The sequence below is a fragment of the Silvanigrella sp. genome, assembly GCF_044369315.1.
Taxonomy (GTDB): Bacteria; Bdellovibrionota_B; Oligoflexia; order Silvanigrellales; family Silvanigrellaceae; genus Silvanigrella.
In genome coordinates this window covers 1-7221 of the sequence record NZ_JBIPMD010000178.1, presented here as the reverse complement: position 1 = coordinate 7221, position 7221 = coordinate 1, and the positions used below count along the sequence as shown (strand labels likewise).

General features: G+C 28.6%; 10 protein-coding genes. 4 read left to right on the top strand and 6 right to left on the bottom strand.

Features of this window, described 5'->3' with window-relative positions; genetic code table 11:
- Window positions 1-225: 225 nt before the first annotated feature.
- Window positions 226-651 (top strand): hypothetical protein, encoded by a 426-nt coding sequence (locus ACIQ56_RS12725; RefSeq protein ID WP_397601435.1) that lies wholly within the window; start codon window positions 226-228, stop codon window positions 649-651.
- Between the two features lie 386 nt (window positions 652-1037).
- Window positions 1038-1445, top strand: a complete 408-nt coding sequence (locus ACIQ56_RS12720; protein ID WP_153421731.1) for a septal ring lytic transglycosylase RlpA family protein — start codon at window positions 1038-1040, stop codon at window positions 1443-1445.
- 20 nt (window positions 1446-1465) lie between these two features.
- On the opposite strand, the gene lptB is transcribed toward ACIQ56_RS12720, so the two are convergent.
- Genes lptB through ACIQ56_RS12695 form a run of 5 tightly spaced genes read right to left on the bottom strand, consistent with a single transcriptional unit; the run spans window position 1466 to window position 5516 of the window.
- Window positions 1466-2197, bottom strand: a complete 732-nt coding sequence (gene lptB / locus ACIQ56_RS12715; RefSeq protein ID WP_397601434.1) for an LPS export ABC transporter ATP-binding protein — start codon at window positions 2195-2197, stop codon at window positions 1466-1468.
- The gene (locus ACIQ56_RS12710) at window positions 2194-2928 is read right to left on the bottom strand and encodes an LptA/OstA family protein (RefSeq protein WP_397601433.1); all 735 of its coding nucleotides are present in this window, start codon (window positions 2926-2928) and stop codon (window positions 2194-2196) included. The genes lptB and ACIQ56_RS12710 overlap by 4 nt, the downstream gene beginning before the upstream one ends.
- On the bottom strand, window positions 2925-3572 hold the full coding sequence (gene lptC / locus ACIQ56_RS12705; RefSeq protein WP_397601432.1) for an LPS export ABC transporter periplasmic protein LptC: 648 nt from the start codon (window positions 3570-3572) through the stop codon (window positions 2925-2927). The genes ACIQ56_RS12710 and lptC overlap by 4 nt, the downstream gene beginning before the upstream one ends.
- Window positions 3569-4144: an aminodeoxychorismate/anthranilate synthase component II gene (locus ACIQ56_RS12700; protein WP_397601431.1), complete on the bottom strand. Its 576-nt coding sequence runs from the start codon at window positions 4142-4144 to the stop codon at window positions 3569-3571. Before ACIQ56_RS12700 ends, lptC begins: the two co-directional genes overlap by 4 nt.
- Window positions 4128-5516 (bottom strand): chorismate-binding protein, encoded by a 1389-nt coding sequence (locus ACIQ56_RS12695; protein WP_397601430.1) that lies wholly within the window; start codon window positions 5514-5516, stop codon window positions 4128-4130. The genes ACIQ56_RS12700 and ACIQ56_RS12695 overlap by 17 nt, the downstream gene beginning before the upstream one ends.
- A 343-nt stretch (window positions 5517-5859) precedes the next feature.
- On the opposite strand from ACIQ56_RS12695, the gene ACIQ56_RS12690 reads away from it, so the two are divergent.
- Both ACIQ56_RS12690 and ACIQ56_RS12685 read left to right on the top strand, forming a co-directional pair.
- Window positions 5860-6636 (top strand): AMP nucleosidase, encoded by a 777-nt coding sequence (locus tag ACIQ56_RS12690; RefSeq protein WP_397601429.1) that lies wholly within the window; start codon window positions 5860-5862, stop codon window positions 6634-6636.
- Window positions 6637-6769: 133 nt separating this feature from the next.
- The gene (locus ACIQ56_RS12685) at window positions 6770-6994 is read left to right on the top strand and encodes a hypothetical protein (protein WP_397601428.1); all 225 of its coding nucleotides are present in this window, start codon (window positions 6770-6772) and stop codon (window positions 6992-6994) included.
- A 36-nt stretch (window positions 6995-7030) separates the two neighbouring features.
- Here ACIQ56_RS12685 and ACIQ56_RS12680 read toward each other — a convergent pair.
- On the bottom strand, window positions 7031-7221 hold a 191-nt coding region (locus ACIQ56_RS12680; protein ID WP_397601427.1), incomplete at its 5' end, for a hypothetical protein.

Here is a 7221-nt window from a genome sequence, read left to right as displayed (position 1 = left end):
CTTGTTCTGACAATTTTAAAATTCTATTTTCCATCTCCATTTAAATCTCCTCCTCAAAAGGAGATTTAATTCTGGATTTATGCTTTGTAAAAATCACTTATTGGGAGGACACCTTCAGGTCTGCCAGAAATTTTAGTATTAGCAAAAGATAAAAATGATTATAATGCAAAATTACTTTTTTATGATTTGTTTTTTGAAGTAATAAAAAATAATATTTTAAAAATTTTGCTTGATAATGAATATGACTATATTGTATTTCCTACATTAAGAAAAGAACGTATCCTTGAATCAAGTTGGCATCCTACAGAATTTTTTGAAAGCATTTTTAAATCAATTCAAGCTGAAAATGGAGCTCTTAAATATAAAATAATAAGGCCAATATTATTAAATAAGTCTTTAAAGCAGGCTCTTATACCTTCAAAAAAAAGATCTGCATTTTCAAATGAGTTTAAAAATCAAAAAATTTTTTTAGATAAAAATCAAATAGAAAATTTTGATAATAATAATAGTTCAAAAATTTTGTTATTAGATGATGTATTAACAACTGGTAAAACATCATCTAATAACAAAAAAAAGATAGCAGAATATTTGAAAAGTGATAATTGGGATCTATTAACCATATTCCGGTCTATTCAAAATCCAAAGGCTTAAAATTGAACTTTTAAATAGCAATAAATAGGGAGCAGGGAGTCTGAAAATCATTTAAGTGTTTAAAAAACATTTAAATTCATTGTTTTTAAGGTTCTATTGCTCCGATATTAGGCAAATTTTACCCACTAGGGAGAAGTATATTAGCCTAAAAAACAAGCAAATATGCTTTGTAACCAATAATTAATAAATTACTTTAATATGTGTATCATATATAAATAATGATTATTTTTTATTTTGTTACCACAACATTTTTTTGGCAGGACTGTTTTTTTTCTTTCATGCTGAAATTTGATTTGATAGGTTAGAATGAATGGAGCTTAAGTCTCTAATTAATTAGTTCATATTTATTTTAGCTCTTTTTTTTATTATAAATACAGGTATATTTGATGAGAATTTTAAAAATTTCGGTAAAAATTGTATTACTTTTCTTTGTTTTTGTTGGTTGTACCACTACAAAAAAGGATAAGAGTACGAATTCTAAAATTTTTAGTAATTATTCATTTTACCAAAGAGGATTAGCCTCATTTTATGATTACAAATGGGCAGGTAGAAAAACGGCAAGTGGTGATAAATTTGATCCTAATAAGTTAACAGCAGCAAGTAAAACACTTCCTTTTAAATCAATTGTTATGGTTAAAGATGTAAGAACAGGAAAATCTGTATTTGTTGAGATTAATGATCGAGGCCCCTACGTTGAAGATAGAGTGATAGATCTCAGTGCAGCAGCAGCTAAAAAATTAGGTATTACAAAAAAGGGAATTGCTAAAGTAGATATTTATATTGTAAGTAATTGAAATGAATTTATTTATTTTTCTTAAAAAGTAAAATTTTCTCCTAAATAAACTTGTTTTACTTTTTCATTTGTGGCGACTTCGTCTGGTAAACCTTCCGCAAGTATTTTTCCTCCAGCTAAAATATAGGCTCGACTACATAATGATAGAGTTTCTCTTACATTATGGTCAGTAATTAAAACCCCTAAATTTTCTTCTGCGACAAGTTTTTTAATAAGTTCTTGAATTTCAGCAACAGTAACAGGATCTATCCCTGCAAAAGGTTCATCTAATAATAAAAATCGAGGAGAAATAACAAGGGTTCTTGCAATTTCTAGACGTCTTCGTTCACCACCTGAAAGACTTATTCCTAAACTTTTTCTAATATGACCAATACCAAATTGATCAATTAATTTTTCAAGTAATTGAGACCGCTTGTTTCTTGGAACTCCCCAAACTTCCATAATAGCTCTTAAATTGTCTTCCACAGTAAGTTTTCTAAAAACACTTGAATTTTGTGGAAGGTATCCAATACCCATACGAGCTCTTTTATGAATAGGAAGTTCTGTTATATTATTTCCATCAATAGTTACTTCTCCTGAGCTTGGTTTTAATAAGCCAACAGTCATGTAAAAGCTTGTTGTTTTTCCAGCTCCATTTGGCCCTAGTAAACCAACAACTTCGCCACTATTTACAAAAAAAGAAACATTATCCACTACCGTACGTGTGCCAAATTTACGAATTAAATTTGAGGAAGTGAGTTGGTTTTCTTTCATTTTTGGACCTTATCTTTTGATGTTTTTGATACTGTATTGCTTTTACCCATATTTGAAGTGGAGCGTGGATCAATTGTTCCATGGGGTTCTTTTAAATTGATATCACCTGTTTCAAGATTGATTTCTATATATTCAGCATTAATAAACTCTTGCTCTTTCCAAACCTTTGCTTTTCCTTTTAAGATCATAATTCTTTTAGGGACTAAAAACTCAATTTCATTCGCATTGGCTTTGATTTCAGGAGCATTAGGAGAACTCTTTTTTAAGATATGAACATTTCCAGTAGCAATTGCTTTTTGAATAGAACGGGAACCCGAAGTAAAACTTTTTCCAGGATTGCCTATCAATTTTGCTTTGTCAGATGTTAACTTAGTATCATCTTGTATAAGAACGACATTTCCTACAAGATTTAATATTCCTGTTTTTAGAGACCCATCTGCCGTATTACCATCAAAATAAACTGGGGCATTGCTGTTGTGTTTAGCAAATTCGTTGCTCGAGGAATTATCTTGGGTTGTAGGACTTTTTTTAGATGAGTTTTCTTTTGTTTTTTTATCAATTTCATTTTTATTTCTTACCGTATTACTGGAATCTGTCTGTTCGGAATGTTTCGTTGTTTGAGAGTTAAAATTATTTGGTAAAGACTCTTCAAAATCAGCATTTGAATTTTGAATAAAGCTAAAAAAAATAGAGATTGATATTATAATTTTACAAGAGGAATAAAACTTCATTTTAGTACCTTACTATCTTTTTTTGTTTCTGGAATTTTATTTAAATTAATATCTCCATCTACGTTCGAAAAAATTTTAAATTCTTCATTTTTTATTGAATATTTAAATCCATTTCCTTTTATGTTTCCTTGAGTCCCATTGGAAATAAAATAATTTGGAGATTGAATGGTTTCTTTTTCCATATCAATGAATACATAATTTGCTTTTCCATTATTTCCATCAAAATTAATTAAAACATCATTAGGTAACGTTGCATTTTTAATTCTGCTATTTGCACCAATAGCCATGGACTGTTGTAAAGATTGATTTGAGTCTGACTCCATAATTCCAAAAGCTTTTTGAGTTTTAATCACAATATTATTCTTTTGTTTTTCATCATAAGATTCGTAAATCAGATTTCCTTCAGCTTCAAAGTGATTGTCGGTAAAATAAATAATTTTATCTCCCGAAAAAGTATATTTTAATTTTCCATTATCATAAAATTTAGTGTTAAAGTTTTTTGCTATACTTGTAGGTAAAATACTATCTTCAAAATCAAGTTGTGAATTTAATTCATTTGAAGATACCTCAAGATATTTTTTTTGGTACCATAATGAAAAAGCGATTAATAAAATAAAAATGATTGCATATAAACGGCCGATCATGAAATGAGCCTTAAAAAAGAATTTAAAATGGTATTTCCCCCTGGACTAGCAAAACTTTCAGGATGAAATTGGACGCCTATTCTTGGATAAACTTTATGCTCTGTTGCTAATACAAAGCCTTCTTCAAAGGCTAGTGCTAACATATTTTCTTTGAAAATGGGATCATCTATTTTACATCCTAAAGAATTATAAAGCACAAAAGTGCCATCTAGTTCATTTTCTAAAAAAAATTTAGAGGGGATAGGGTTTGAAAGTGTTATTTGACGGCCATGTATTGGTTTTTCACTAATTTGGGTTATCTTTCCACCCTCAGAGTACAAAAGAAGCTGATGCCCTAAACAAACCCCCAAAAAAGGCATTATTTCAGGGATTTTTTTATAAAATTTGAGGGATTCAGTATATTCGGATGGGTGTCCTGGTCCTGGTGAATAAATAACACCTTTAATCTCATCGAATGAATCGATTTTATCTAGCTCATGATATGATTTAATACATAAATTTAAACCCTTTGATAAAAACCAGCTTATTAAATTATTGCTAAAAGAGTCATAGTGGTCAACAAAAAGAATCATGTAATCTGCTTTCAAAAACGGGTAAAATGGAATTTAATTTTAATTCGCACTCTTCAAATTCGGAGTCTATATCTGATAAAGAGGTAATTCCAGCTCCGACACCATAATAGACCCCCCTTTTACTCATATAAATGCTTCTAATGAGAATTGTAGTATCAAAGTCTCCATTTATTTCCATAATTCCAGATATTCCTGTATAATAACCTCTTTTATTTGTCTCAAGATTTGAAATGATTTCACAAACCCTTTTTTTAGGAGTTCCTGTTATTGAACCTGCAGGTAACATGAATCTTAAACAAGTATTCAGGTTTGTCCCCTTTTTAGTGCTTCCAATAATAAAACTTTGCATTTGTATGAAAGAGCCCGATATTCTTGCAAAAAACGGTTTATATACAGAAATGCTTTCTGGTTCACAAACTTGGTATAAATCATTGCGCATGAGGTCAATAACTAATGTATGTTCATAGATTTCTTTTTTAATAGACCAAATTTGATCGGCGTCTTGTTGGGTAGGACGAGCCTGATTTGATTTTAAAGTCCCTTTAATAGGCTCAGTCAAAATGAGATTATTTTTTAATAAAATAAATCTTTCAGGGGAAAAAGAAGCTAATGCTTTTTTGCTATCTTTATAAAATATTCCAAAACGAGAATAAATGGAAAGCCAGGCTTCATAAAAATCATGAGCAGAAATAAAATTATTATTTTTCGAAAAAATATTTGTAGATGTTATATTTGCTAAGTAACAATCTCCTATATTCATATGATTTTGAGCTTGTGAAATTATATTTTTTAAATTTTCATTAAGTACCAATTTTTTATTTGATTTTTTGATATTTTTAATTTTTAAACTTTTTGGATTTGAAAATATAAAATTGCATTCTTGTTTTGTAATTTCATATAAAGATAAATTTTCATTATAATTTTCAAATATTATTTTAATATTATTTTCATAAATATATATTTTTATTTCAAAGTTTGGTTTTAAAATAAAAGATTCTTCAATTTCATAAGAATCTGAGTATGGTGTCATAAAAAAAATAGGACAATTGTATTTATTTTTTAATTCATTACAAAACTCATTATGGTCATTTTTTGAAAAATATTCTTGAATATTACAAAAAAACCTTAATAAAATATAGTTTTCCTTACAAGAAATCATATGTTCAATATGTCTTGGAACAGAATTAGTAGCAACAAATTTACTATTTGTATTGTAAACGTAGCCTTCACAATTGTAAATTTGAAAATGCAGCAATATCTTGTCTTGAAATAAATTATTTAGTTTATTTATTAATAAACTTATATTTTCCGAGTATTTTTCTAAATTTTGTTTTAATGAACTTGATATAGAATCATTATTTTGAATCGTCATAAACTCATTACCCAGTGCATTATTTAAAGGTCAATATGAAAATAACAACTCTTCATTTGACTTTTAAAGGTTAAAAATCAGTTTTCTTAAATATATGAATACTATGATGATTTAAAGCTTTTTTTATTTTTTTTTGATATACTTCTCTGGAATATTTAAAACTTTGTTATTATATTTATAAATATTTGTTGTTTTAAAATTTACTTCATAATTTGAATTTCATATTTTTAATAAGATAAATGGTATAACTGCTTGAATAAGATACTAAGTTTGTATTACATGTATAATGTGAGAATGGAAATTTAAAGCAACTACAATGAGTATACTATCTTTGGGAGTTTTTATGAAGACAAAAGCAGAGATCTGTAAAAACTGGTTACCGCGTTATACAGGAACAAAAATTGAGGACTTTGCGGATCATGTTTTACTTACAAATTTTCAAACATATGTGAACCGTTTTGCTGAAATGACAGATTCAAAAGTAGTTGGTCTAGATAGGGCTATGCCAAATTCAACATGTAAAAAATCAAATGTATCCATTATTAATTTTAGAATGGGTTCAGCAAATGCAGCGACAGTGATGGACTTATTGAGCGCACGTGCACCTAAATCGGTTTTGTTTTTGGGTAAATGCGGTGGTCTAAAGCATTCTACCGAAATTGGTCATTTTATTTTACCAATTGCAGCAATTCGGGGTGAAGGAACTTCAAACGATTATTTTCCCCCTGAAGTGCCTGCACTGCCTTCATTTAAGCTGCATAAATTTGTTTCTCAAAAAATAGTTGAAGCAGGTCATGATTACCGAACTGGAGTGGTTTATACAACAAATCGAAGAGTATGGGAGCATGATCAAGCATTTTTAAGACATATGCATAGTATGAAATGCATTGCGATTGATATGGAAACGGCAACAATTCTCATGGTCGGTCTACACAATGAAATTGCAAGAGGGGCTTTATTAGTTGTCTCCGATGTTCCAATCACACCTGAAGGTGTTAAAACAGAAGCGGGCGATAAAAATATTTCGGCAAAATGGACTGATATTCATATTAAATTAGGTATTGATAGTTTAAAGGATCTTGAATCCAAAGGCGAGCCAATTAAACATTTCAAATATTAATTTTTTTTTATAAATTGTTTTGAATAAAATCAAAGATTAAAATATTTTAATCTTTGATTTTGTCATTGATCCGAGACTCATTTCAAAATAGGATTCATATAAATTTTCTTTTTAAAACGATAAGGAATTTTATATGGACAGACGCTTGTTTTTAAAAACGGCAGCTCTTTTTCCTCTTTCTTGTTATGCTGATAATTTAAAAATATTAAAACCTTCCTCTCAAATAATAAAACCAAGGCAATTATATGGTGTTTGTCTTGAAATCAATTCGAGAATAAATTTTATTAATGAAATTCAAAATTTTGAAAATTATGTCGAATTTAAGCATGATATTGTTCAATATTTTTTCATCTTTTGATTCTAGAATAAAACCAGATATGGCAAAATCAAGTTTTTATACAATTCCCTTTAAAATTTGGGAAATGGGAAAAATTCCTTTTCTTTCATGGTACCCAGGTACAGGGTGTCCTCCCAATAAGTGCATTTTACAAACACAATGAATGGAATTAAATTTTTTATAGAGAGTGGTTTTTGATTTTGTTGATAGTATCAATATAATTCCAAGGTAACCAATCATTTTGGTTT